The organism is Methylomusa anaerophila (assembly GCF_003966895.1).
GTDB classification, from domain to species: Bacteria; Bacillota; Negativicutes; order Sporomusales; family Sporomusaceae; genus Methylomusa; species Methylomusa anaerophila.
This window is the reverse complement of sequence record NZ_AP018449.1, coordinates 2,824,153-2,850,764: the sequence shown is the minus strand read 5'-3', so window position 1 is coordinate 2,850,764 and position 26,612 is coordinate 2,824,153. Positions and strand designations below refer to the sequence as shown.

Here is a 26,612-nt window from a genome sequence, read left to right as displayed (position 1 = left end):
GACAATAGCGAATAGAGTCACAGAACCGTCCCTCGACTCTACCTCTGATGCTGACACCGATACCTTTGCTCAGGTCTTTGGCGGTGAAACCGTCTTTAAATTGTTTACCGATTTGGTTAAGATCCTGGTAGGTTTGGTAGCCGTAGAGGGCTTTGAGTCAACGAACCGTCCCCCGACTCACTAAGACCTTTGACATAGCTCATAAAGAATATCCTGATGCAACTCCCCTCTTTCATAGTGACAGGGGATTTCAATATACAAGTAAGGCCTTTCATAAAAAGCTTGTTGATGCCGGAATGACACAAAGTATGTCTAGGGTATCAAGATGCATAGACAACGGTCCCATGGAAGCATTCTGGGGAATGATGAAATCAGAGATGTATTATCTCAAAAAGTTCAGTTCGTACGATGAGCTGGAAACTGCGGTCAGTGAATATATAGAGTACTATAATAATCACCGATATCAAAAACGACTCCAATTGCATGACACCGTTAGAGTACAGACGCTATCGGAGTCATACAACTGCATAAAAAAGGTGATGCCAACTTTTACGCAAAGTTGGCATCATAGAGCTTTTATTTTTTCTACTGTCTACTTGACAGGGAGCACTTCAATTTTTACGTCCACTGACCTCTTTGTTATGTTCTAATGAGTTACCCAAATCTTAAAAACTTCTAAGATTTCTTCTAGATTTTCCGGTCCTCCTGCTCCTTGAAAAATATAATTTTTAACAGTACAATGTACCCAGTCACTCTCTGTCCGTTCAATTTTTACTGGTTTGAAATCCTTATTTTCAACCTCAGTATCAAACAAGTTAATATGGATTCTCCATCCAGGATTATCTAATGTATCAATTTTTATTCCATATAAATGTTCCCACGAACCATCGCAATGATTTTTATACCAAGTTTCTAGCCATTTTAAACTCATATTATTCATCTCCTCCCCCCGGAATCTCTTCAGGATTAGGTTTTCTAACCCCACCAGGAGCATCCGGGTCATGAACATGAGGTGTATCTACCCATTCACCAGTTTCTTTGTTATAGTGCGATTTTCCTTGTCCGTCATAACCTATTCCAGGTTCAAATGGATTTGGATTACGAGGGTCTGCCTCATCCCAACTTCTGTAATTCGTTACCTCTCCTGTAACTGGATCTCGCTTATAAGTAGTGTGAGGCCCTGAAGCATTCTCATCATACCCCAGATTATTAGAACCCCTTTTTGCCCAGAGAACAAAATCGTTCTATGCACTGCTTGCCTCATTAGCTATCCATGTTCCTGCCTCAGAAAACCATGCTATCGCTTTACCAGTATCATCAACTAAACTTTTCTGTCCGTTAATTAAAATAACAGAAATTCCTGCAGCTAGATAAGTTACTCCATTTATGGTTACTTCGTGCACATTCTCGTCATTATTTTTTGTTCCACTAGCTGCCGTACTTGCACCCGTCTGCGCATCGCCAACTGTACTAGACGCTGCTGCACCAACAATAGCACTAGTGTAGTGACATATTGATATTTAAACAAGAGTGCTAGCTTATAATCCCGCTTTATGTTACGCTAAAAGAAAACGGCGGTGAAACTATGGCTAGACCTAAAAAATATATTGTTATCCTGACGGATTCTGAATTAAAGGAGTTACAATCACTCCTTCGAAAGAAAAATACCTCTCATACTATTCGCTCTAGATGTCAAATTCTCATTGATCTGGATGAAGCTCATGGCAAAGTTCTGACCCATGAACAGTGTGCAAAATCCAATGGTGTCTGTATCGCAACCGTTCATAATACACTAAAAACATATGCTTCCGGTGGCATCCCTGCTATTGTGAAGTTGAAGAGAAATGTAAATTCCGATCAGGCCAGACGCCTTGTAGACGGACGCGCAGAAGCAAAAATCATTGAACTTGCCTGTGGGCCTGCACCGGACGGACATGTGCGCTGGACTCTCCGTCTGCTCGAAGAAAAATCACGAGTTGTGCTTGATACACCTGTAAGCCGGGAAGCCATCCGTCGCACTTTAAAAAAACGAACTTCAGCCTCACCTCAATGAGTACTGGTGTATCCCACCAAAAGAAAACGCCGAATTCGTAGCCTGCATGGAAGACATTCTAGAGGTATATGAAACACCCTATAATCCAATGCGTCCCGTTGTCTGCATGGATGAAAAACCTTACCAGCTTCTGGGAGATGAACGAAAACCGCTGCCAATGCGTCCCGGTGCTTCTCAAAAGATAGATTCGGAATACGTAAGGGAAGGAACCTGCAGTATATTTGTCTTCACGGAACCTCTTAGTGGTACAAGACATGTCAGTGTACGCGAACGGCGTACTGCTGCAGACTGGGCGGAAGAAATCAAATATCTTGTGGATGTCATGTATCCCGATATGGATAAAATCGTTCTGGTAATGGACAACCTGAACACACATAGGCCAGCGTCCCTTTATAAAGTCTTTGCGCCGCAAGAAGCTCGAAGAATTATAAAACGCTTAGAACTGCATTACACACCCAAACATGGAAGCTGGCTTAACATAGCAGAAATTGAGCTGAATGTTATGACCAGACAGTGCCTTTCCCGAAGGATTGATACTATATCCCGTTTAAAGGAAGAGTTGCAGTGCTGGAAAAATGAACGCAACCAGAAAGTATCGAGAGTTAACTGGCATTTTAGACTGGATAATGCCAGAATAAAACTTATATCTTTGTATCCCAAATTTGAGATCCAACAACAGTAATATTACGTTTCCCCTCGTTGATGTTTACTATAAATATCAACGTGTCGATACACTAGCCCACTGACGTAATGCAGGGTCCGTAATTTTTGATAGTTCACTTTGTACTGCTTCACTAACCCCTGCTCCAACTGCTCCTGAAGCAAAAGTACCACCGCCCATTTGTGACATTATGCCGCCAACTAAAGCATGCAACGCAGCAGTTTCTGAACCACCCTGGACCCAACCATTTTGTATTGCTAAATCCCCGATTTTTTGATAAGCTACTTCACCAAATACTTGCGCTAATTCCTGTTTCTCCTGGACCGTCTTTTTATCAAAGATCTTACCTAATGCATTGACGGCTCCTTCCGGGTCACGACTTAATCCGCTCAAATCCTGATTAGGATTGCTCCTAACTTCGATAGTTCCTGGTGATATAGCTGATTGGGTTGTACTTGAGGCATCCCCACTGGCTGTAACACTAATGTTAGGAGTCAATCCCTGATCTTTTTTGGCTACAGACTTACCATTGGCGTCTTTACCTGCGTTGTAGTTGACACCAATGCTGCTTGACGAATACTTTGCTCTGTTCTCCATATTGGCGAAGGTCAGCGTACCTGTCGAGAGGGCATTCTTTACTGCCTCCGCCTCACTAGCAATCACCGCGCCTTTCAGGTCGGTATTCTTCCCCACATAAATATCAAAGCCTTCCGCCCCGGCGAAGATCCCTGCCTGACCAGTGACACTGTCATAGTTGGAGTTGGTTTTGCCGGTATTGAAGGAGCCGGTTGTACCGCTGATCTTGCCGGTGCCGAAACCAATGCCAGTACTTTGATTGTTCGCCGTGTAGTCGTCGCTGTCCTGCAGGCTGGCGAGGTTGAGGTTGCCGCCGATGTTGGCCACAACTTTGTCGCCTTTTACTTGTGAACCAATAATGTTGGTGTCGTTGCCGGATTTGAGGGTTACGGTGCCGGCGGCGTCAATGACGCTGCCGGTATGGGTTACCGTGTTGCCGTTTTCCGTGCCGCGGCCGGAGCCGAAGCCGCCGGTCAGGCCGGTAAAGTTGCCGTCAAGGCCGAAGGATGCTCCCAAGGACCAGGAGGAGGAGCTGGTTTTGCCGTCGATCTGTTGTTGGTTTTGGGCGGCGTCCAGGTTGATGTCGTTTTTGGCGTCCAGGGTGACATCCGTCGCGGTAATCTTGGTTCCCTTGAGGTTGATATCCCCGTCGGTGGCGGTGATGTTGACGTTGCCGCCGGCGCTGATGTTGGATGGGTTGACGCTTTCCACATGGGTGTTTTGCTCGGATGTGATTGTTGTGCTGCCAATGCTGACGTTGACACCCACTCCTTTTGTCAGGTTGCCTTTGAAGTCCTTCAGTTTCTCAAGATCTTTAACGGCTTTGTACTCATACAGCGTTTTAAGCCGGTCATCCTGTACCTGACCCGAGCGCTGGATGTCGTTATAAGCACCCGTGGCAGCATCGATTACGCCGCCGCCTAAGGATACACTCAGGCCGCTTTGCTTGAATTCGTATTTGTACTGGCTGTCGTAGGTGTTTACTGTATTGTCGATGGTGACGTTTTTGCCGCTGATGTTGGTGTCCTGGCCGCTGATAATTGTAGTCCCGGCGCTGTTGACTTGGTTGCCGGCAATGAGGTTGACGTTGCCTTCGATGGAGCCGATGGTGCTGCCGGCTTGCTCCATGGTTTGTTGATCGAGGGTGGTTTTTTCGCTTTTGCTGCCGATGGTGAAGCCGAGGCCGCCGCTGCTGAAGAGGCCTGACATTTTTTCTTGGCGGTAGTGTTCGTCGCTGCCGGTTTCATCGGCGGCGGTGATGTTGATGTTGCCGTCGGTGGCGGTAAGACCGACATCGTTGGTGCCAACTATGTTGCTAATTTCATAGAGTCACGGAACCGTCCCCTGACTCTTCATGAAATATGGCTCTGCTTGTATTGTGGTGCGTAAATAATTATTATTTTGTGGTTCCATGAATTTTGAAGACAAAGTTTCTCTATAAAATAAGTGGAACAACTGAGGAACTACAAGAGAACTATGAAGGAACTGGATACTTTATTAGTTCCTTTTATGTTTTGGGAACTACTGTGATTATTTAAAATCCTTATATATTGGCGGCTGGTGTAACTATTAATATATGTTTTTCCGTTTTTTAAATTTAATATTTAAATATTACAAAACTGGGAAAGTGTAACATCATTTTGGTGATTTTTATAAAATATTTTTTTATCCGTGAAACGTGACATGTGACAGATGTTTGTCATAAATTTATCGGGTGATCTCTGTTGGATGATTTTCACCGGTAATATATTTTATTGTACCCGTTAATAAAAAATCATCAGAGGTCACAAAACTAACTCTGATGATTAACTGATGCATATTTGATTATTATTTAAGGTCAGATTCAATGAGATATTGATTTTACTGGATTTATGATAAATTACATGAAAAGAACCTCTGCGACGAAAACTCCATTTTCGTCATCACCGCTAGGTGATATATTAAAATTATTATTTTTAAGGAGGTTTTATTGATGTATGATAACGTGAGGAAATGTCCAAATTGTAGTTCAGATGCACCTTGTTTTGGAGCATTGATGAAATGTAAGGATTGTGGTAGTACGTATTGTGGCAACTGCTCCGGTAATGGCTATGGAGATAGTTGTCCGTTTTGTGGCAGTAATGAGTCTAAGTCCTTCTGATTCACCAGATTTAATTTTCAGGGATTATCAATAGGTAATATTATCCAGTTGTTGTTTGTTCACCAGACGACACCTGAGAGAAAGAGAGAGGTCAGCGGATTTTTACGTCCGTTGACCTCTCTTCTTAATGCACAAAATTTATTATACCAATTACTACTAAAATAGGTGCCCAATATTCCATTCGAAGCCAAAATAGGCTGTGAGTATTTACTATTTTTACCTCCTGGTTTGTTTTAGGGTCAAGTAAAATTCGTTCAGCATTTTCGTTGATTTTCTTCCCCAAAAACCAGACTGGTATGGCAGCAATGAACAACGCAACCGATACTGGCCATTTACTGAAAGTATAATATCCTTTATAAAACATCGCATCTAAAGAATATTGCAATACCAAACATACGGATAAAACAATCAACGGAACTGTAAACCCATATCCTCTCCAAATAAGCACGTAATTACCTCCATCTCAATATCATTTTCCTTTTATGGATTTGTATTGTTTAATATTCAATAAGTCATTGAGGTCAGCGGATTTTATGTCCGCTGACCTCTATTCATGACATTTAATTAACCAACAAAAACGTTATTTACACTGTTAACTGCAGCCTAACTCGAACTTGATGATAAATCTTTTTGAGATAAATCCATAGCAACGGCTAATTCAATTTGTTTCGTTTTACTTAGCTTTCGCTTATACTCTTTGAGCGATCTTATTCGTACTATAGGTTCGACATTTTCGTCATAACGGTCTAATTCAACTGAAACGACATGAGTTGCATCAACAAGAAGCACATAAATGTCTTCGCCTTGTTCAGGTGTATGCGCAAGAAAATATACAGTTTTCAATTCTGGAAATAAAGTTTTTAGTACATTAAACAACCTGGGGTTATGTCCCTTAAACAAAGAATCATGCGTAATAGCCATGATTGCCCTAGCGTTTTGTTCTATTAGGCTTCCAATGAGCTTCATTTTATCACTCCCGGTGTAGCTGTTACCAAATTACCTTGTAAATCGGTTAATACAGTCATAACTGAAGTCGGTAGATTAGAAAATTTATCAATCCCTATTATTTTATCTAAGGTTACTTCTCGTAAGAATCTAGGACCTTGATCACTTAACACTATTCTAAGTATAGGAGTCCCAATGACTTGTTCACTTTGAAGAATGCCTTGCAGTTCCTCTGGTGCTACAGTAAATTGAGAAGCATTAACCGAAGTATTAAAATGTCTGGATAATACATGTTCCCATCCAGCCTCCAAATCTCCAGTTATTAAGTTAATACGGGATTGAACACGCCCAGGTATTCCAAAACGTGTCATGAGTGCATTCGCTTCATTCACAACTTTTGCCATCATTTCTTCACTGGCAATCAACGCTTCTTCTGAATAAATTTCTAATTTTTGAAGTGCCGCCCTTCCTGCAGGTGTACTAGATAAATATCTAAATGCTGAAATTGCAGCTGTCCTTGCAAGTACATGTGCACCCCAGAACCAATTATTCCTTGTCTCACTAACCGCCGTACTTGCTCCGGTCTGTGCATTACCGCCAACAACACTAGCGGCTGCGATACCTACAACCGCACTAGCCCATTGATGTAATGCAGGATCTGTAATCTTAGCTAATTCCAGCTGAACAAGTTGATTAAATCCTGCACCAGCAGCGCCAGAAGCAAAACTTCCTCCGCCAAGTTGAGCCATTAGTCCGCCAGCAAACGCATCAAGAAACACTTTTTCAGGACTACCTTCAGTTAATCCAAGATTACCAATAGCCTTAAATGCTTCTTGGCCAAATAAATTTGCCAATTCTTGTTGTTCTTTAACAGTCTGTTTGTCAAAAATCTTACCTAGCGCATTTATGGAGCCTTCCGGTGTGCGGTTTAGATTAGAGATATCCTGGGTGGGATTGCTGCGAATATCAATAGTTCCCAGAGAAATAGCCGATTTTGTGGTACTGGAGGCTTCTCCGCTGGCTGTTACCCCAATATTGGGTATTAATCCTTTGTCTTTATCGGCAACATCTTTGCCATTGGCGTCTTTGCCTGCAGCGTAGCCAACTCCAACACTGCTTGCGCTATACTCTGCCTTATTTTGAATATCCGAGTAAGTCAGTGTATCGGTACTCAGCTTATTCTTATCCGGCGTAGCATCACTCGCAATGACCGCACCCTTCAGGTCGGTATTCTTCCCCACATAAATATCAAAGCCTTCCGCCCCGGCAAAAATCCCTGCCTGACCGGTGACACTGTCATAGTTGGAGTTGGTCTTGCCGGTATTGAAGGAGCCCGTTGTACCGCTGATCTTGCCGGTGCCGAAACCAATGCCGGTGCTTTGATTGTTCGCCGCGTAGTCATCACTGTCCTGCGTGCTGGCGAGGTTGAGGTTGCCGCCGATGTCGGCCACAACTTTGTCGCCTTTGACCTGGGAACCGATAATGTTGGTGTCGTTGCCGGATTTGAGGGTTACGGTGCCGGCGGCGTCGATGACGCTGCCGGTATGGGTTACCGTGTTGCCGTTTTCCGTGCCGTGGCCGGAGCCGAAGCCGCCGGTCAGGCCGGTAAAGTTGCCGTCAAGGCCGAAGGATGCTCCCAAGGACCAGGAGGAGGAGCTGGTTTTGCCGTCGATCTGTTGTTGGTTTTGGGCGGCGTCGAGGTTGAGGTTTTGCTTGGCGTCGAGCAGGACGTCGATGGCATGGATGTTTGTCGCTATCAGGTTGATATCCCCGTCGGTGGCGGTGATGTTGACGTTGCCGCCGGCGTTGATGTTGGACGGGTTGACGGTTTCGGCGTGGGTTGTTTGTTCGGCGGTCATTTGGCTGCTGCCGATGCTGACGCTAACACCGGTACCTGTGCTCAGGTCTTTGGCAGTGAAACCGTCTTTAAATTGTTTACCGATTTGTTTAAGGTCCTGGTAAGTTTGGTAGCCACAGATGGCTTTGAGTCAACGAACCGTCCCTTGACTCATATTGATTTTCCCGATACGACAGGGAATATCCGTCCCCTGTCGCATTATCGTCTCTTTACTTATTAGATATCAATTCTAAAACCTTGTTAGCGATATACTTCCAGTTATTGTAATCATTTTCAACTTCCTGATACGTTTTGCCAATAGTTTCACACCTATTTCTGACTTGCTTTAAATTAAGTATTTCAGCCGCTTCTTTGAATGAACTGATGTAAGTAAAGTCAGACTTATTTAAAATGTCTAATAGATGATTCATCAATTTGCATGCATATTCTTTCTCAATTATGTATGCAGCACCATATTTATTTTCTTGAATACTTGAGTTTATGAGTAATTCCCAAAGATCTTCAAACTCTAGTTGCGGAATTCTCATAAAACCACATTCATTTCCCCATCCAAAATCATACATCTCCTTTTTAACCCAACGTGAGTTTTCATTTGAATCAACATAAGTCTCCGGAGCTTCTTGAGACACAACAGTTAACCCAAAATCTTCTGGCTTACATTTATCAAATTTAAAACTCATGAGAAAATACTTTTTGCTAACATCAACACTCATAGATTCCCATCCCTTTGCGTTCGAATTAAATAACAGTTATTTAGCAATTGTAAACGCCCGTATAGAGCCATCACCCATTAGTACGTGAAAAGTAAATTTTGTAACATTAGGATTTGCCATCAATTCTTTATACTCAACAGTTCCCCATATGCTTTGCAAGCTAACTCCTTCTGCTTTCTGGAATACATGTACTTCGCCACTAGCTGATTTTGCAAAGTCTCTAGATAGTTCCTCCCAAAGAGGCTTTGCCTGTGACCAAGGCATTTCTTTTGTTTTTTCTGCCAGTGCAATGCCTTCCGGCGTCATTTCAAGTGTTGTTGCACCACCTGCTTTTGCCCAAGATGCCGCTATATTCTTTGCAGCGTCTCCACCTGACCAAAATACTTTAGCTCCTGTGGCTACTTCTTCAGCTCTAGCTGCGCCAATAACTATATCTTTTGCCTTACCGCCACTACCAACAAAGAAACCCATAGATATTAAACCACGAGCCCATTCTTCTGTAAGGGCATAGGCTTTTTTCTGTTGATCATCTCTGTCGTCTATAATCCTGATACCATAGTCCCCAACTTTAAATTCAAAAATAATTTTTTTCTGAAAATCCAGAGCCTGCTTGAAGGCATTTAAATTATTAGTCAAACTTTCATTACTATCGAATTTCCAAGTATCTCCTAGACCTAGTACATCTGCAGCAGCTTTTAATAACGATATAGTTGGTGGATCAGTATCTTTTAGGTTCGGATTTGTTTCAGCATCTATATTTATCCATTTTTGAATCACGTCTTTAACATTGTTCTTTACTTCTTCGGTTGTTTTGCCCTTACCAACAAATGCCAGTGTTAAATCTGCTGCGAACTGTATTTGCTCACTATGATCTAGCGAGTTATACTTCGTATCGCCACTAGCTATGCTACCGCCTGTAAAAGCATCTCCGCCGACTATCTTTGATGCTGCTGCTCCAAGTATCAAGCTTGCCCATTGACGCGCTGCGGGATCTGTAATCTTTGATAATTCTCCTTGGAGCAATCCATTTAATCCACCGCTAAGCGCACCCGCGCCAATATTTCCACCGCCAATGCTGGCTATAATACCACCCATCAAAGTATCTAACAATACCTTGTTTGTTCCGCCTTCTTTCCATAAGGCAATTTGTTGTAAGGCTTCATTATATGCCGCTGGATTTGTATCTTTATATTTAGCTGCATCATTAATTGCTTTTTTCAGTTGTGCATCTGCTAAATCGCCAATGGCGGTAGAGGCTTCTTGAACAAATAGATTTGCTAATTCTTGCTTCTCTTGTACTGTTTTCTTATCAAAAATCTTGCCTAACGCATTTAATGCACCGCTCGGATCACGGCTGAGATTGGACAGATCGGCATTAGGATTGCTCCTAACTTCAATAGTTCCAGGCGATATAGCCGATTTTGTGGTACTATCTGCATTACCACTAACAGTAACGCCAATATTGGGAGTTAGACCCAAATCACCCAATTTCATCCCTGGAGTAAGCTTGCTGTTGTAATTAACTCCAATACTACTTGATAGATACTTCGCTCTATTCTCCAGATTGGAGAATGTCAGCGTATCGGTACTGAGCTTATTCTTATCCGGCGTAGCCTCGCTGCTAATCACCGCACCCTTCAGGTCGGTATTTTTCTCCACGTAGATATCAAAGCCTTCCGCCCCGGCAAAAATCCCTGCCTGACCAGTGACACTGTCATAGTTGGAGTTGGTCTTGCCGGTATTGAAGGAGCCCGTTGTCCCGCTGATCTTGCCGGTGCCGAAACCAAAGCCGATGCTTTGATTGTTCGCCGCGTAGTCATCACTGTCCTGCAGGCTGGCGATGTTGAGGTTGCCGCCGATGTCGGCTTTTACTTTTTCGCCTATTACCTGGGAACCGGTGATGTTGGTGTCGTTGCCGGATTTTAGGGTTACTGTGCCGCTGGCATCAATGACGCTGCCGGTATTGGTCACAGCGTTGCCGTTTTTTTTGCCGCTACTGCTGCCGAAGCTACCGGAGTAGCCTACACCGATGGTGCCGCCTAAAGACCAGGAGGAGGAGCTGGTTTTGCCATCAATCTGTTGTTGGTTTTGGGCGGCGTCGAGGTTGATGTCGTTTTCGGCGTCCAAGGTGACCTCAGTCGCAGTGATTTTGGTCCCTTTGAGGTTGACATTACCGTCGGTGGCGGTGATGTTGACGTTGCCGCCGGCGCTGATGTTGGATGGGTTGACGCTTTCCACATGGGTGTTTTGCTCGGATGTGATTGTTGTGCTGCCAATGCTGACGTTGACACCCACTCCTTTTGTCAGGTTGCCTTTGAAGTCCTTCAGTTTCTCAAGATCTTTAACGGCTTTGTACTCATACAGCGTTTTAAGCCGGTCATCCTGTACCTGACCCGAGCGCTGGATGTCGTTATAAGCACCCGTGGCAGCATCGATTACGCCGCCGCCTAAGGATACACTCAGGCCGCTTTGCTTGAATTCGTATTTGTACTGGCTGTCGTAGGTGTTTACTGTGTTGTCGATGGTGACATTTTTGCCGCTGATGTTGGTGTCCTGGCCGCTGATAATTGTAGTCCCGGCGCTGTTGACTTGGTTGCCGGCAATGAGGTTGACGTTGCCGTCGATGGAGCCGATGGTGCTGCCGGCTTGCTCCATGGTTTGTTGATCGAGGGTGGTTTTTTCGCTTTTGCTGCCGATGGTGAAGCCGAGGCCGCCGCTGCTGAAGAGGCCGGAGGTTTTTTGCTGGCGCATGTGTTCTTCCTGGGAGGTTTGTTGGGCGGCGGTAAGGGTAATGTCGTTGCCGGCCTGCAGGGTTACGTCATGGGTGGCGGCTACGTTGCTGCCGCTGATGTTGATGTCCCGGCCGGTTTGGACACTGATGCTGTCGGCCGAAAGGGTGGTGCCCTGGCTTAGGGTTTCCTGAACTTGGTCGTGGGTGGTGTAGGTGGTGCTGGAGAAGAAGCCGCTGGTGCCTTTGTGCTGATGGTTTTCCTCCACATTGTCGCTGCTCTGGCCTGCTGTCAGGTTGACGTCGCGGCCGGCGGTGAGGGTGAGGGGGCCTTGGCTGTCCAGGTAGGCGGCTCTGGCGTTGAGGTCATTGCCGGCTTGCAGTTCGGTGCTGCCCTGGGTTTGGATGGTGGTGCCGGTTTCGCTGCTGAAGCTGTCGCTGCGCCGGTTGTTGCCATCCCAGACCAGGCGGTTGCTGCCGCTTTGCCCGACGGTGCCGAGGTTGAGGTCCTGCCCGGCGGCAAGGGTGGTTTGGCTGTCGGTGCCGCTGTTGTTGATTTCGGCGGCGGTGAGGTTGACGTTGCGTTGGGCGCTGGCCAGGAGCAGCCCGTTGCTGCCGGTGACGTAGAGGCCGGCGATTCGGTCGATGACGGTGCGGCTGCCGTTGTCGTTGGCCGCGGCCGTGGTGGTGGTGACGAGATTGAGGTCTCTGCCGGCCTGGGCGGTAAGGCTGCTGACGGCTTCCAGCCGCCCGCCGATGTTGTCAAGGTCGGTTCGGGCTTGCAGGTCCAGGTTGTTGCCCCGGATGCTGCCGCCGAGGTTGCGGATGTTTTCGGCGGTCAGAGCGACCAGGTTGTTGCCGGCGATGCCGCCGCTGTTGGTGAGGTCGCCGCTGAGGTTGAGCTTTACGTCATAGCCGGAGAGCAAAGCTCCTGAGGCAGCTAGGTCGCCTTCTTTGAGGGCGCACACGTAGAGTTGGGGTACCAGCGCCCGCGTTGTTTGGCCGTCCGGCAGGATCACGTCTTTTTCCACCAGCCAGACCAGGTCGCTTGTCAGTTCGGCCATCTGGTCTTCGGTGAGGGGTGTGCCAACGGTCAATTGGTGGTCTTGGGCATAGGCTAAGGCGTTGTTCAGCAGGGCTTGGTACTGGTCCTGGTCGTTGGTGAAGTCTTTGAGGAAACGCCTGCCGGTGAGTTGTGTTACTTGTTGCTGGATCATTTTTTGTTCATAGAAACCGTCGCCTAACCGTGGGGGCGGGTCGCCGCGTTGGAAGGAAAGGTTGTTGAGCAGGTATTCGGAGGAAAGCCATTGCTGGTTGTTGGCGAATTGGGGGTCTACCCCGAACAGGAAGTTGTTGTTGGGGTTTTTGTTGATTGTAAAGAGGCTGTTGTTGGCTAGCTGGATGTTAACTCCGCCCGTGCGGATGATTTTGCCGGTAGGGGTCGTAACCTGGACGCCGGGTAGGACGGCAGCGCCGCCGGGTGTGACGACTGCGGTGCCGGCTGTGGCGCCGGCTGCGACGGCAGTGACGCCGGCGGTGACGGCAGCGCCGCCGTTAGTGGCGACACCGGCAGGATTTGCTCCGGCTGCCGTTTGCTGGACGCTGCCGCTTGATCGGTCGCCTGGTTTGGCGCTGTCTAGTGATGGGGCCGCGTTTTCTTGATACTCCCCTTCCGCCAGTGTGATATTCTGAATCACGTCTGGCGGGTTATACCCGGTTGAACTGCTGCCGGTATCATCGCGGCCGCGGCGGTGGTTGCGCCAGTAGGAGGTGACGGTGCCGCTGTCGGTAGTGATGCGCTGTCCCTCGAAGCCGATGTTGTTTAAGGCGCCAATGCTGCCGCTTATGGTGCCGCCGGCGATGATTTTGCTCTTGTCGTTGGTGACGGTGTCGGCGATGATTTGCATGGCGCCGCCGGATAAGATTTGACCGGGGTCGGAGGTTTCTACTTTGCTTTCCATTGTCGTCCGGGTGTAACGGTAGGCCAGCCAGCTCTCAAATCCGCCTGCGGGAGTTTGGAGATGGTCGGATTCGTCGTTATAGATGTAGACGCCGGGGGTGCCGGCAAGGTAGCGGTTAGGAGATCCGCTACCTTGGTATTCTTCCATTTGTTGTTCCTGGGTTTTTTCTATGACGGTGCTGAAGTGTTCGTTGGTGTTGTTGATTTCATGGCTAAAGAGGCTGAGATTGCCCCGGGCTTCTATGGTGGCGCTGTTGTTGTTGACTACGGCTGCCTGGCCGGTTGCTGTTTTGTCTGCCGCCAGGCTGCCCCCGACAGCCATGTCGCCGTCACTGTAGATGAGGGCGTGTTCCCGGTTAACAAGGGTCTGGGCGCCTATATCCAGGCGATTGCGGGCGGCGATGGCGGGCGCCGTGCCATTTTCCACATCGTTGGTGAGGGTATTGGCCTCAATGGCCAGTTGGTCGCCGTAGATACGGCCGGTTCCCAGATTGTTGAGGGTTCCTGCCTCGATCAGGGTTGTGCCGCCGTCAATGAGTCCCCGGTTGGTAAGGGTATCGGCGGCAACGGCGGTGTTTTTGCCGCTGATTTGACCGTCTACGGTGTTGTCGATGCTGCCGGCGATGACGGTAAGGCTGTTCCCGGCTTGAAGGGCTGTTTTGTTGGTGAAGGCGCCGGCGGTTTCCAGTTTGAGGTCGCCGTTGGCTTCCAGTTCACCGGTGTGGGTATAGTCTTGGGTGAGTTTAATGGTAAGATCGCCCTGGCTTACGATTTTGCCGTCGCCTGTGAGGCCGGCGCTGTTGATATTGAGTTGCTGCCCGGCGATCAATGTTCCGCCGCTGTTGTTGATCTGCAGGGTCTTGTTGTCCAGGTTGGCATCTTGCAGGGTAAGGGTTTTTCCGGCAGAGACCAAGCCCTGGCTGTTGTTGATCTGACCGCTGCCGGTCAGGGTCAAGGTTTCGTTGGCCCGGATGGCGCCCTGGCTGTTGTCGATTTGGGCGGCGGTAAGATTTACCGACCGGCCTTCGATCCCCTGGTTTGTCTCCTGGGTATTGGTGTTGTCGATGGCGGCGGCGCGGATGGTGAGGGTTTGACCGGCCCGCACCAGGCTTTGCGCATTGCGGAATGTGCCGCCGAGTTGGATGCCTACATTGCCCAGGGCCTGGATTTGTCCGCCCTGGTTGTTTAGCGAGGCGGCGGTGATGTCCATTGCCCCGGCGCTGGTCAGCAGACCGCCCTGGCTATTGTTGATGTCGGCGCTTTTTACTGTAAGTGTATTTTCGCCGTAAATGTAGCCGGCCTGGTTGGTAAGGCTGCCGGTGAGCAGGTTGACGCTGCCGCGGCCAATGATACCGCCGGTGGCGCCGGAATTGGTGTTGGCAAGGGTTTGCCCGCCGGTGTCGAGGATGAGATCGCCTGCTGCCTGAACCAGGCCGGCTTCGTTGATAAAGATGCCGCTGCGGATGGTGGCCGGGCCGGCGGCGGCGATACTGCCGCGCGTGTTGTCAGTCCGTTGGTTATTGGTGTTGACGTCCAGGCTGCCGCCGAGGATGACACCTTCTGTGTTGTTTAAGCCAATGGCGAAGATGCGGGTTTCCTTTTGGGCTTCCACCCGCCCTGCCGTGTTATCAAGAATACCGGTGGTTGCGGTGACGTCGGCTTGCCCCTGTACGGCGGCGATGGTACCCTGGGTGTTGTGGATCCGGCCGGCGCTGACGGCGACGTTTTGGTTGGCCGCCAGTAGTCCTTGCGTATTGGTGATGTCTTGGGTAACCGTTGCGCTTAAGGTTTGACCGGCGGTAATTTGTCCCTGGCTGTTGTTGAGGCTGTCGGCGGTTATGGTTGTGCTGCCGCCGGCACTGATGATTCCCGCCTGTCCGTTATATAGGCTGTTGTTGATGCTGCCGCGGGCATCAAGGACCAGATTGTTATTATCAAGCCCGGAGGTTTGGATGCTGCCTCCCTGGTTGATAAGTTCGCCGACTTTTATCTTGGCGGCGCCATTGGCGGCAATCTTGCCGCCGCTGTTGTCGAGGGTATGGGCTGCGGTTATGGCGGCTTCTTCGCTGCCGGTCTGCAGGATGCTGCCGCCTCGGTTGGCTATGTCGGCGGCGGTTATGGTTACTTGACCCGCCTGGATTTGTCCGCCCTGGTTGTTTAGCGAGGCGGCGGTGATGTCCATTGCCCCGGCGCTGGTCAGCAGACCGCCCTGGCTATTGTTGATGTCGGCGCTTTTTACTGTAAGTGTATTTTCGCCGTAAATGTAGCCGGCCTGGTTGGTAAGGCTGCCGGTGAGCAGGTTGACGCTGCCGCGGCCAATGATACCGCCGGTGGCGCCGGAATTGGTGTTGGCAAGGGTTTGCCCGCCGGTGTCGAGGATGAGATCGCCTGCTGCCTGAACCAGGCCGGCTTCGTTGATAAAGATGCCGCTGCGGATGGTGGCCGGGCCGGCGGCGGCGATACTGCCGCGCGTGTTGTCAGTCCGTTGGTTATTGGTGTTGACGTCCAGGCTGCCGCCGAGGATGACACCTTCTGTGTTGTTTAAGCCAATGGCGAAGATGCGGGTTTCCTTTTGGGCTTCCACCCGCCCTGCCGTGTTATCAAGAATACCGGTGGCCGCGGTGACGTCGGCTTGCCCCTGTACGGCGGCGATGGTGCCCTGGGTGTTGTGGATCCGGCCGGCGCTGACGGCGGCGTTTTGGTTGGCCGCCAGTAGTCCTTGCGTATTGGTGATGTCTTGGGTAACTGTTGCGCTTAAGGTTTGACCGGCGGTAATTTGTCCCTGGCTGTTGTTGAGGCTGTCGGCGGTTATGGTTGTGCTGCCGCCGGCACTGATGATTCCCGCCTGTCCGTTATATAGGCTGTTGTTGATGCTGCCGCGGGCATCAAGGACCAGATTGTTATTATCAAGCCCGGAGGTTTGGATGCTGCCTCCCTGGTTGATAAGTTCGCCGACTTTTATCTTGGCGGCGCCATTGGCGGCAATTTTACCGCCGCTGTTGTCGAGGGTATGGGCTGCGGTTATGGCGGCTTCTTCGCTGCCGATCTGCAGGATGCTGCCGCCTCGGTTGGCTATGTTGGCGGCGGTGATGGTTACTTGACCCGCCTGGATTTGTCCGGCGGTTCCCCCGGCATTTTTGTCATTATTAAAGGTCTTGGCAGCGCTGATGTCAAGCTTGTCGCCCACATCCAGGCTTGCGCCCGTATGGGTGATGTCTCCTGTTGTGGCGCGAAGGGCGGCACTGCCTCCTGCCTGGTTCACGGCCCCGGTCAGGTTAATAGCTGTTCCTTGCAGGAGCATATTGCCGGCGGCTAGGTTTTGGCCGGTGGCGGTGAGGGTGTCTTGGGCAACCACCGTGAGATTGCCACTGCCGCCAAGTTTACCTTCACGGGTAACGCCTGCCCCAAGGGTACCGCTGGAGGATACGGTGTTGGCCGTAATGCCGGTGTTGCCGCCGGCGGTGATGGCGCCGGTATTGGTGAGGGCGCCGCCGGCGCCAATGGCAGCATCTTGGCCGGCATAGACGGTACCTTGGTTATTTATATCGCCTTGGGCGGCGAGGGTGATGTTTTGATTGGCGGTGGTCGCGCCGGCCAGGTTGATGACGCCGCCGCTGTTGATGGCAAGGGCGCCGCCGGCAGCGATGGTGCTGGCCTCATTACTGTCCAGTCTTTCCCCTACATTGATGGTTATGTTGTTTTGGGCGGCAAGGGTGCCGGTATTGGTGAGGGCGCCTTGGGCGGCAAGGGTTGCATCTCGGCCGGCGTAGACGGTACCTTGGTTATGAATGTCGCCTTGGGCGGTGAGGGTGATGTTTTGATTGGCGGTGGTTGAGCCGGCCAGGTTGATGGCGCCGCCGCTGTTGATGGTCAGGTCGCCGCCGGCGGCGATGGTGCTGGCCTCATTACTGTCCAGTTTTGCCCCTACCCGGATGGTTAGGTTGTTTTGGGCGGTGAGGGTGCCGCTTTGATTGTTGACTGTATTGGCTGTGAGCTCGGCCTTTCCGTTGCTACCGATTTGGCCGCCTTGATTGTTGATGTCCTGACGGACGGTGATGGTCAACAGGCCGCTATCCAGGTTGGCCACCCGACCGTTTTCATTTTGCAGGGATCGGGCTCTTATATTCAGTCCCTGGCCGGCCTCGATGGTTCCCCGCCGGTTGTGGACGGTGTCGGCAGCCGCTATTTTTACCGCGCTGCCGCCGCGAATGACACCGGTTTCATTGATTAGACCGGAACCGAGGCGGATGTCCATGTCTTTTTGGCTGTTGATTTGGCCGCTGGAGTTGTCAAGGTTTTGGGCGGTGAGGGTAAGTTGTCCGTTTGTGTCAATTTGTCCCCCGGTGTTGAGGGTGTCTCCTGCCGTCTTGAGTGTTAGGTTTTGGGCGCCGGCATGGACGATTGACCCTTTGGTGTTGATGAGGTTTTGAGCTTCGATTGTCAGGTTGGCGCCGTTGGCGCCGATTTGTCCGCTGGTGTTTATCGTGTCGCCGCTTGTCCGGATGGTTAATTCTTGTCCACCGGCATGGATGATTTTCCCTGTAGTGTTATTTAGTTCTGCGGCCTCTATTGTCAGTTTGTCGCCGTGAGTCCCAATTTCTCCCCGGGAGTTGTTGATCGTGCCTTGAGCTGTTATCAGGGTGGTTTTTGTTCCGGTTTGGCTGATTACGCCGCCCATGTTGCTGACGGATCCGGCGGTTATGGTGATTTGGTCGGCCTGGAGCTGTCCTTTGGTCCCGACGGGGTTTTGGTCGTTGCTGAGTGTTCCGTTAGCTTTGGCGTTAAGGCTGCCCATGGCTTGTATTGTCCCGCCGGTGTTGGCAATGTCCCCCGTCCGGGCTGTGAGGTTTATGTTTTGACCGGCGTAGGTGTTGGCGCCGCTTAGGTCGACGGCTGCGGCCCGAATGGTTAGATTACCGGCGGCTGTGTTCTGCCCGCCGGCTTTTGTGCTGCCGGTTGTTGTGATGTTGATGTCGCCGTTTGGGGCGATGGTTCCGTCGCTATTTATGCCGGCGCCGATTGTGCCGGTTGAGTCAACGGCAGCTGCGGTAAGGGTGGTGTGCTCTCCGGCGGCGATGAGTCCGGCGTTGGTGAGTCCGGCCGGGGTGGTAAGGTTGGCGCTTTTTGCGGCGTATACTAGGTCCTGGGTATCGAGGCCGCCTTGCGCGGAAATATAGATATTTTCCCCGGCGGTTGTGTTGCCGGCAAGGGTGACTTTGCCTTCACCGGTGACGGTTAGGTCGCCGGTGATTGCCGAAATTATTCCCTGGCTGTTCACCCCTACCCCTTGTTCGGTGCCGACAAGGTAGATTTTGTTGGCGTACATGCCGCCTAAGGCGCCTACGTCTATGGCTACGGCGGGTTTGTTGCTGTCAGGGGTAATGTTGGCTGCGGTTAACGAGTTATATTTTACTTCATTGGCACCGGTGACGACGTTGAGTTCGTTGGTCCAGATACCGGCATTGGCGGTTACCGCCCGGCTGATGAGGTCCACCCGGTCGGTGTCGCCGCCGTTGAGTCCGGCGCCGTCTATGCTGATTTGGCCGCCGCTTACCCGGAAGGCGCTTAGGCTGCCGTCGCCGCCGAATACCGGGGCGCCGGTGGTGAGGGTGGCGTGGCTGGTGTTGATAAAACCGGCTCCATTTACAAAGATGCCGTTAGGGTTGGCCAGAATGAATTCGGCTTTTTGGCCGGCGATTTCGGTATAGCCGTTCAGATGGCTGGCTTGGGGCCCGCTGACTTCGCTTAAGATAATTCGGGCTGATCCTTTGAGGAGAAAAGGGTTGCCGGCGATATAGCCGGCCAGTTGGGTACTTACTATGTCGCGGGAGTTGTTTAGGATGAGTCCCTGGGAAAAGACGTCGAATTGCTGAAAGATGTTGCGGGATACGCCGGCCGCTGACGGGGTGGTGATTTGCACGACTGGCAGGCCGTTGGCGGTGAATTCTACGTAGGGCCGGTTGCTTCCCGGCGCGCTTTTGTCGACGATGGCGCTGGCGCCGGCCAGGGTTGGCTGGCACAGCTGCAGGATGGCGGTGAGCCAGATCAGCCATTTTTTTAGGCTTTGGCGCCGTTGGGTGGTGGTTTGATTATTGGTTCGCAGGCAAAGCATTGTTTTTCACCTCTCATTTTTCGTGATCACATTGGATAGGTAAGGGTAAGCCAAAGGTAAGATTTTCGGTTTTGTAGCCGGCCGGCGAAGACGTCATAGCTGCCGTTCTTGACTTGGCCGCGATATGGCTTGAGGATGTTTTTGGCCCACGGAAAGTGATCGACCTTGTCTCCTTCGAGGACAAGGTCGTTGATGAGGAAACTGGGTTCCTCGGGGTAAAACGGTTGTTTTCTCAGCCGGCGACTGCTGTTGTAGAAATACGTCTTTCTCCTGTCCCCTATGTTGTCGTTCCAAGGCTTCCGCTTGGGAACGCCGTTTCAGTTCTTCCTTGTCGGCAGGGTCGATTTCTTTGGCCTAGCGGTGACAGAAAATAGGATGATTGCCGCCAGGGCCATCCTGGCCTTATTTGATTTTAAAATTCTGGTGATTGCATCACAGCATCCTTGCTTGTTCATGCTCGCCTCCCTGGCAATTATAATGAATTTTAGCGTATTATGCATGAATTCGTTGTTTATAACAGGTATTCCAATATTATCCTAATATCACTTTATTTATAGTACCAAAGTTTTAATCCTGTTTCTATAGGACTTTCGTCCAGTTTAGCACATATAAATGTTAAATTTGTATTAAATTTGAAACTGCGGCAGGTCCAGCTAAATGAGTCAGGGGACAGTCCGAAACCAAAGATAGAACAAGGTGACATTATCACAGAATGAACACAACCTCACTGTAATGGTTATTGACACTCAATGTTTTCCATGCTAAAATCACATTCAAGTGAATAAATCTCTTATCCAGAGTGGTCGAGGGACTGGCCTGATGACACCCGGCAACCGGCAGGCAACTGCAGTGGTGCTAATTCCAGCAGGAGAAATCCTGACAGATAAGAGGAAAGCGCGTTAAGGCCTCTTTCCTCGGAAAGAGGCCTTTGTTGTTGCCACAAAAAAGGAGGACAAAAAATGCCGATAAAAATTCCTAACAACCTGCCTGCTACTAACATCCTGGAAGGCGAAAACATTTTTGTCATGTATGAAAACCGGGCATATTCCCAAGATATCCGCCCGCTTAAAATACTATTGTTAAATCTTATGCCTACGAAAATTACTACTGAAACCCAGTTGTTGCGTCTATTAGGCAACTCCCCTTTACAAGTGGATGTCGATTTTATATATACTGCCACTTATTCGCCCACGAACACTCCCCAGGAACACCTGATTAAATTTTACGAAACATTTGACGCTGTGAAATCCAAAAAGTATGACGGTATGATCATTACCGGCGCGCCGGTTGAGCAAATGCCTTTTGAGAAGGTAGCTTACTGGGATGAACTCTGCAAGATTATGGAATGGAGCAAAACCCATGTTTACTCAACCTTCCATATATGCTGGGGGGCCCAGGCCGGCCTGTACTATCACTACGGCATTCCCAAGCATGATCTGCCGCAAAAAATGTTCGGTATTTTTCCTCACCAAAAATGTGTTATTGAAGAGGAGAAACTATTTCGCGGTCTTGACGATATCTTCTATGTACCCCATTCCAGACATACTGAGATCAGACGGGAAGACATCGAAAAAGTCCCCGCCGTACGTATACTCGCCCAATCGGCTATGGCCGGGGTTTACGCCGTAGCCGACCGGAAAGGCAGGCAAATTTTCATCACCGGTCATTCCGAATACGACCCCCTTACCCTCAAAGCCGAGTATGACCGTGATGTTGCCCAGGGACTGCCCATTCACGTCCCCTGCAACTACTACCCCAACGATGACCCCGCGCAAACGCCGGTTGTCATATGGCGCAGCACTGCCAACCTGCTCTTTTCCAACTGGCTCAATTATTACGTCTATCAGGAGACTCCCTTCGATCTATCCCGCCTGTAAGAAATACCCCACAGTTCTTCTTTCAGAACTGAGGGGCATTTCTGTCAGTTTCGCGCGGTACAGGCAGGGTTATGTTATATGTGATACTCACTGTCCAATTCGCTGCCTGCCTGTCTGTATTGGATATATCTGAATTTGGAGAACTCAAGCCACTTGTTGGCAAACACGGTTAGCTGATCACCATTTATAGTATCTAATAATTCAATTTCCGCTGCAAACTTTTGAAAACTGCCGACAGAATCCAGTTTTATCCAAGCACCGTTGGCGTCAAGTATCGGTACCGAACTATGGGAATATCCCGGAAAACTGACAATATCTTTAAGCTTGAAGTTCCTGATAACCGCCACCAGCTTGGTCTCCAGATCCAGAACATCAAAATCTTCAGGGTACTCGTATGTTCTCCCTATGGCAGGAATTACATCTCCCACCGCGAAGGTATGCGCCTTGGCCGCAAACCTTCTTATGGCGCTTTCCGCAAGGATATAGAAATATTCGTCAAAAAGTTTGACCTCCATCGCTATTGCGGCTTCATTCTTCACAAACTTCGTAACTGTCTGTATTTGAGTATACAGCCCCGAGACAATTCCGCCGCCGCTGACGTTGTAACCGTCGACAAGAACAAACCTGCCGGTAATTGGATTATTTTTAAATTCATCAAAACAGATTGGCTTCCTGGTCCGGATAATAACTTCCGCTACATCATTTGTTTTTACCGCCTGGGCGTCGTCAACCGCCGCCAATGTCGTAGCGTCGATTACTTTTAGTACCGAATAAATTTCACATTCAACTTCCTGGGTTACCAGCTTCAGTTTGTATTCTTTGTTTTTCACGAGAGGGTTTTTCCCCAGCCAAAACAAATTGGCCCGAAAAATGTCCGCAACATGCGGTACGTCATTTTTATGAACAACGAACTCGCCCCGCTGGTTAAAGAACTCGTCCTCAACCGTAATTCCAACCGACATGCCGGCGGATACCCTGCTTTTTTTATCTCTTTCGGCCCAGTACTCAATGGTTTTCACTGTTGTCGCCTTAGCACTGGGTAATATTACAACATCATCACCGACAGTCAATGTACCTGACTCGATTCTACCGGCAATGATCCGCCTGCTGTCAAACTTGTACACATCCTGGATGGGAAAGCGTAATGCCTTCTGCTCAAGGCCCTTGTCCTTTTCGAAAGAGTCGATAGCTTTTAAAAGCGGTTCCCCTTTGAACCAAGGCATTTTAGCCGAGGGGGCAGTCATATTCTCGCCGTAAAATGCCGAAACAGGTATATACCTGAGTGGATAAACGTGCAGGTTATTCAAGAATTCATTCATTTCACTTCTCAGCTCGGTAAACTTTTCCTGCGAATAATCGATCAGGTCCATTTTGTTAACCAGCACATAGACCTTCTGGATACCGAGCAGCGACAATATATATCCATGCCGGCGCGACTGCTCCTGAATCCCTTCGTAAGCGTCGATAATGAGCAGCGCCGCTTCGGCGCTGGCGGCGCCGGAAATCATATTCTTAAGAAATTCTTTGTGCCCCGGCGCGTCAATAATGACATAATCCCGTTTGTCGGTGTGAAACTGCAGTTGGGTGGTATCAATGGTAATTCCCTGTTTTTGTTCTTCTTCGAACGCGTCCAGCAGATAGGCATATTCAAAAGGTTTGCCCTTTTCCCTGGAAATTCTTTTTACCCTGTCTATTGCCCCTTCCGGCAAGGACTTGGTATCATACAGCAGCCGGCCGATAACTGTAGACTTCCCATGGTCTACATGACCGACAACAACAACGTTAAGTACTTCCCGATCTGTGTCCATCCTCTATTGGCCTCCCATCCGGCATATGATTGTTATATTGATGCATTCAGAATTCAGTGGCCGGAATTTTTGAATGCTGCGCGAATACGCTTCCAGCAATTTAACAAGTGCGCTTTCTGCCATACCGGCAAGTCTTCAAATGTATTTGCCGGTTCTCATTCTGACTCCTGAATTCTGACTCCTGACTCCTACATAGCTTTACATATAACCGTCTTTACGCAATTTTTGCATGGCGTAGGAGTCTTCCTGGTCCTGAGCCCTCCCGGCCCGCTCGCTCACTTTGGTATTTTTTAGTTCTTCAATAATTTGGTCAATGGTAGTTGCATTAGAATCTATTTGTCCTGTACAGGGGGCGCAGCCAAGACTTCTATACCGTTTGCCGCTTTTGGCGAAATAAAGATCAACTAAGGGAATATTTTCCCTGCCAATGTAGGACCAGACATCGATTTCGTTCCAATGCAGGATGGGATGCACCCGGATATGGTTGCCTTTGGGGAATTCCGTTTTGAACTGGTCCCAAAGTTCCGGCGGCTGGTTGGTATAATCCCATTCGGAGTCTTTGTTACGCTCACTGAAAACTCTTTCTTTCGAGCGGGAGCCTTCCTCATCCCGCCTGATACCTAAAATAAGTCCCTCAAATTCATATTTGCTTACCACCTGCTGGAGACCATCGGTCTTAAGCGCCTTACAGCAGGCTAAGCGCCCTTTTTCCGGACCCATCCCTGCTTGTAACGCCTCCTCGTTCGTATGAACGATAAGCTCAAGCTTGTATTCCCTGGCCATCCGGTCCCGGAACCGGATCATCTCGGGAATCTTATAGGTGGTATCCACGTGAATGAAGGGAAAAGGGCAATGCCCGAAAAACGCCTTTTTCGCCAGCCACAGTAAAACGGTCGAGTCTTTACCAATTGACCACAACATGCCTAACTTGCCAAATTTTTTATAAGCCTCCCGCAGTATATAAATGCTCTGCGCTTCCAATCTGTCCAAATGATCCATGCCCAATGCCCTCCTAAACCTCTGACTATCCTTCTCTGTGTCCCTCTGTGTTCTCTGTGTCTCTGTGGTTCCGGTTCCTTTGTCTTACGGCGTTTTAGTTTTTCAGGATAGTTCGTGTCATTCGGTAACTGAGTCGATACTTAAAGGATCTAGTACGAGTTAGCCTTATTTTTATCAATTGTGATTATCCTTTCCTCTCCGCCGGGGCCGACAATAATCCATTGCAGAAAGTTTCCCTGTCCTTCCTGCCTGGTATAAAGAAAACCGCCTTTACCGCCAATTTCTGCTCCGAGATAATACTGAATAGCGCCGTATTCGCACTCTTTAACACAGGAAGTGCAGCCCCAGCAGTCCTTGGGGTAGCGAATACAGGTCTTACCGTCGTCAGCCGGGTATAGCAAGCTTCCGGGACAGGCTTCACGGCATTTGCCGCAGCCGCAACATTTTTCTTTATTGATTACTATGCTCATAGACCTCATCCTTTTTAACTAATTCTCGCCTGACAATCTTTACTTGTCCCTCGATAAGCCGCGAATTTACATACCATAACCAGTTGGCATCATCCCGCTGCGGATAATCGGCATTTTCCTGAAAAGAATGCCACCTGGTTTCCCGCCGCGCTTCCAGATGATGAATAAGCACCCGGCAAACGTAGAGCCGGTCTATCACTTCATAAATGTGCATCAGTTGATGAAGACTGTCGGCTTTAAGATCCTGACACATAGGGAGCAGCTCATCCACCCGAGCCTTGGCGACCTGAAGCTTTTTCGAATTGTAGACGTAACCGGAGGAAATTCCGCCGGCGTAATCATCCATTGTTTTTTGCATAGCCTCTTCAATATCTTCCTCATCGTACCGTCCGGGCCTACCTTGCAAGAATCCGTTAACGGCTGCCAGCTTCGCGGCAATTTGATCGTTTTCCGGCCATATATTGCTTTTTCCTTTTACATACTCCAACGCAGAATATGCCGCGATTTCTCCTTCCGCGAAGCAGCCGGTAACATATTTCTGCGGACTGCCGCCGGCCACATCCCCGGCTGCATAAAGGCCTGCCAGGGTAGTGGCCCTGCCGGTATCCACCCAGTAGCCGCTGGCGGTATGGCCCCCGACAATATAAGGTTCGGTTCCTTCAATCTCTACGTTTTGCCCGGCGGGACCTTTTCCCGCTTCAAACCATTTAAGCGTCTGAGCTGGCGCCATATTCAGATAAGCTTTGTAAAGCTCTTGCTGCTGTTCTTCGGTGATGCCCGTTGTTTTTAAATAACAGGGCCCCCGGCCATTTCTGTTTTCCTCAACTGTGGAGAATACCCGGTTGGGAGTTTTGGGAAGGCCGTAATTCTTCTCGTATTCCTCACCGCGGCTGTTGATCTGCTGCGCCCCCACCCCTTGGGCAATAGTCCCGGTGGGGGCTATGGTATCTTTGCACCGCAAGGCGATAAACCGCATTTCAAATGTGGTCATTTCCGCTCCCGCTCTGATTCCCATTGCATATCCGGCCCCGGTATTGAACGGACAATACCACATTTTATGGCGGGAGAACCCGGGATTATTGGGTCTATAAAGACCTGCCGCCCCGCCGGTAGCGCAGATTACCGCCTTGGCGGCTATAACGTAAAAAGTATTGGTGTCTAAAGAAAACCCGTAGGCGCCGGCAACTTTTCCGTCTTGTATTATATAGTCAATCATATTGACCCGGTTCAACACGGTAATATTCGGACTCTTTAATACAGTTTCGGCCAGGATGGGTTTGATGTTCTCGCCGTTAATCTTGATGTTTCTTGTGCCCCTGGACACATACTCTCCCTGGGCGTCCTTCTGGATGACCAAACCCAGGCTCTCAATCTTCTCAGTCACCTTGTTCAACCGCTGGGCCATGGTATAGACCAGGTCCTCCCGTATTAAGCCTTCGGAATCGTTTTTAACATATTCGAGGTATGTTTCCGGGGTCTGACCTTTCACAATATACGCGTTAAGGGCATTAACCCCGGCCGCAAGACAGCCGCTGCGCTTGATGTTGGCCTTCTCGGCGATAATCACCTTGGCATCAGAGTTTTCTGTGGCTGTGAGCGCCGCAAAGCATCCGGCCGTCCCGCCGCCAATTATGAGAATATCTGTTTCCAGTTGTTTATCTTCCAATCTCATCAATTCACACAACTTTCCTTTATCCTCCCTGAATGATGGT

18 protein-coding genes, 2 pseudogenes and 1 riboswitch are annotated in these 26,612 nt (G+C 49.5%); of the genes and pseudogenes, 6 read left to right on the top strand and 14 right to left on the bottom strand.

The genetic code is table 11. The features are described from left to right. Positions 1–218: 218 nt before the first annotated feature. Positions 219–531 (top strand): annotated as a pseudogene (locus MAMMFC1_RS22940) (transposase); the annotation flags it as partial. A 115-nt stretch (positions 532–646) separates the two neighbouring features. On the opposite strand, the gene MAMMFC1_RS12815 reads toward MAMMFC1_RS22940, so the two are convergent. The 3 genes and pseudogenes from MAMMFC1_RS12815 to MAMMFC1_RS21510 all read right to left on the bottom strand — a co-directional run bounded on the left by MAMMFC1_RS12815 (position 647) and on the right by MAMMFC1_RS21510 (position 1,403). Next, positions 647–931 (bottom strand): immunity 53 family protein, encoded by a 285-nt coding sequence (locus tag MAMMFC1_RS12815; protein WP_197723815.1) that lies wholly within the window; start codon positions 929–931, stop codon positions 647–649. A 1-nt stretch (position 932) separates the two neighbouring features. Continuing rightward, positions 933–1,214: pseudogene (locus tag MAMMFC1_RS22935) on the bottom strand (hypothetical protein); the annotation flags it as partial. Positions 1,215–1,244: 30 nt separating this feature from the next. After that, positions 1,245–1,403, bottom strand: coding sequence for a hypothetical protein (locus tag MAMMFC1_RS21510; protein WP_158618759.1), 159 nt, complete (start codon positions 1,401–1,403; stop codon positions 1,245–1,247). Between the two features lie 182 nt (positions 1,404–1,585). On the opposite strand from MAMMFC1_RS21510, the gene MAMMFC1_RS12810 reads away from it, so the two are divergent. Both MAMMFC1_RS12810 and MAMMFC1_RS12805 read left to right on the top strand, forming a co-directional pair. Then, positions 1,586–2,053, top strand: coding sequence for a helix-turn-helix domain-containing protein (locus MAMMFC1_RS12810; protein WP_126305634.1), 468 nt, complete (start codon positions 1,586–1,588; stop codon positions 2,051–2,053). A gap of 10 nt (positions 2,054–2,063) precedes the next feature. Further along, positions 2,064–2,735, top strand: a complete 672-nt coding sequence (locus MAMMFC1_RS12805; RefSeq protein ID WP_126305635.1) for an IS630 family transposase — start codon at positions 2,064–2,066, stop codon at positions 2,733–2,735. Positions 2,736–2,771: 36 nt separating this feature from the next. On the opposite strand, the gene MAMMFC1_RS12800 is transcribed toward MAMMFC1_RS12805, so the two are convergent. Beyond that, a complete protein-coding gene (locus MAMMFC1_RS12800; RefSeq protein ID WP_232035445.1) occupies positions 2,772–4,499 on the bottom strand; it encodes a hemagglutinin repeat-containing protein in 1,728 nt (575 codons plus the stop codon). 6 nt (positions 4,500–4,505) lie between these two features. On the opposite strand from MAMMFC1_RS12800, the gene MAMMFC1_RS22395 reads away from it, so the two are divergent. Further along, positions 4,506–4,679: a hypothetical protein gene (locus MAMMFC1_RS22395; protein ID WP_232035444.1), complete on the top strand. Its 174-nt coding sequence runs from the start codon at positions 4,506–4,508 to the stop codon at positions 4,677–4,679. Between the two features lie 875 nt (positions 4,680–5,554). Here the strand turns inward: MAMMFC1_RS22395 and MAMMFC1_RS12795 are convergent. The 3 genes from MAMMFC1_RS12795 to MAMMFC1_RS12785 all read right to left on the bottom strand — a co-directional run bounded on the left by MAMMFC1_RS12795 (position 5,555) and on the right by MAMMFC1_RS12785 (position 8,234). Then, on the bottom strand, positions 5,555–5,878 hold the full coding sequence (locus tag MAMMFC1_RS12795) for a hypothetical protein (RefSeq protein WP_126308875.1): 324 nt from the start codon (positions 5,876–5,878) through the stop codon (positions 5,555–5,557). Between the two features lie 155 nt (positions 5,879–6,033). Beyond that, complete coding sequence (locus MAMMFC1_RS12790) at positions 6,034–6,396, bottom strand: hypothetical protein (RefSeq protein ID WP_126307170.1); 363 nt, start codon at positions 6,394–6,396, stop codon at positions 6,034–6,036. Then, complete coding sequence (locus tag MAMMFC1_RS12785) at positions 6,393–8,234, bottom strand: hemagglutinin repeat-containing protein (RefSeq protein ID WP_232035443.1); 1,842 nt, start codon at positions 8,232–8,234, stop codon at positions 6,393–6,395. The genes MAMMFC1_RS12790 and MAMMFC1_RS12785 overlap by 4 nt, the downstream gene beginning before the upstream one ends. Between MAMMFC1_RS12785 and MAMMFC1_RS22390 the strand changes: the two genes are divergently transcribed. Further along, complete coding sequence (locus MAMMFC1_RS22390; RefSeq protein ID WP_232035442.1) at positions 8,220–8,453, top strand: hypothetical protein; 234 nt, start codon at positions 8,220–8,222, stop codon at positions 8,451–8,453. The two genes, MAMMFC1_RS12785 and MAMMFC1_RS22390, sit on opposite strands and share 15 nt — an antisense overlap. On the opposite strand, the gene MAMMFC1_RS12780 is transcribed toward MAMMFC1_RS22390, so the two are convergent. The 3 genes from MAMMFC1_RS12780 to MAMMFC1_RS21505 all read right to left on the bottom strand — a co-directional run bounded on the left by MAMMFC1_RS12780 (position 8,443) and on the right by MAMMFC1_RS21505 (position 20,201). Next, complete coding sequence (locus tag MAMMFC1_RS12780; RefSeq protein WP_126308873.1) at positions 8,443–8,946, bottom strand: hypothetical protein; 504 nt, start codon at positions 8,944–8,946, stop codon at positions 8,443–8,445. The two genes, MAMMFC1_RS22390 and MAMMFC1_RS12780, sit on opposite strands and share 11 nt — an antisense overlap. 36 nt (positions 8,947–8,982) lie before the next feature. Further along, a complete protein-coding gene (locus tag MAMMFC1_RS12775; RefSeq protein WP_126308872.1) occupies positions 8,983–19,746 on the bottom strand; it encodes a two-partner secretion domain-containing protein in 10,764 nt (3,587 codons plus the stop codon). 317 nt (positions 19,747–20,063) lie between these two features. Continuing rightward, entirely contained in the window at positions 20,064–20,201 is a 138-nt protein-coding gene (locus tag MAMMFC1_RS21505; RefSeq protein WP_158618657.1) for a hypothetical protein, read from the bottom strand. A 332-nt stretch (positions 20,202–20,533) separates the two neighbouring features. Then, a riboswitch (SAM riboswitch) is annotated at positions 20,534–20,636 on the top strand. Positions 20,637–20,705: 69 nt separating this feature from the next. Here MAMMFC1_RS21505 and metA point away from each other — a divergent pair. After that, positions 20,706–21,623 carry a homoserine O-acetyltransferase MetA gene (gene metA / locus MAMMFC1_RS12770; RefSeq protein WP_126308871.1) on the top strand — a complete coding sequence of 306 codons (918 nt, stop codon included), beginning with the start codon at positions 20,706–20,708 and terminating at the stop codon, positions 21,621–21,623. A 74-nt stretch (positions 21,624–21,697) separates the two neighbouring features. On the opposite strand, the gene MAMMFC1_RS12765 is transcribed toward metA, so the two are convergent. The 4 genes from MAMMFC1_RS12765 to MAMMFC1_RS12750 all read right to left on the bottom strand — a co-directional run bounded on the left by MAMMFC1_RS12765 (position 21,698) and on the right by MAMMFC1_RS12750 (position 26,572). Next, positions 21,698–23,431, bottom strand: a complete 1,734-nt coding sequence (locus MAMMFC1_RS12765) for a sulfate adenylyltransferase subunit 1 (RefSeq protein ID WP_126308870.1) — start codon at positions 23,429–23,431, stop codon at positions 21,698–21,700. Between the two features lie 198 nt (positions 23,432–23,629). Continuing rightward, entirely contained in the window at positions 23,630–24,430 is an 801-nt protein-coding gene (gene cysD, locus MAMMFC1_RS12760) for a sulfate adenylyltransferase subunit CysD (RefSeq protein WP_126308869.1), read from the bottom strand. 149 nt (positions 24,431–24,579) lie between these two features. Then, complete coding sequence (locus MAMMFC1_RS12755) at positions 24,580–24,900, bottom strand: 4Fe-4S dicluster domain-containing protein (RefSeq protein ID WP_126308868.1); 321 nt, start codon at positions 24,898–24,900, stop codon at positions 24,580–24,582. Then, the gene (locus MAMMFC1_RS12750) at positions 24,881–26,572 is read right to left on the bottom strand and encodes an adenylyl-sulfate reductase subunit alpha (protein WP_126310605.1); all 1,692 of its coding nucleotides are present in this window, start codon (positions 26,570–26,572) and stop codon (positions 24,881–24,883) included. Before MAMMFC1_RS12750 ends, MAMMFC1_RS12755 begins: the two co-directional genes overlap by 20 nt. Positions 26,573–26,612 lie beyond the last annotated feature (40 nt).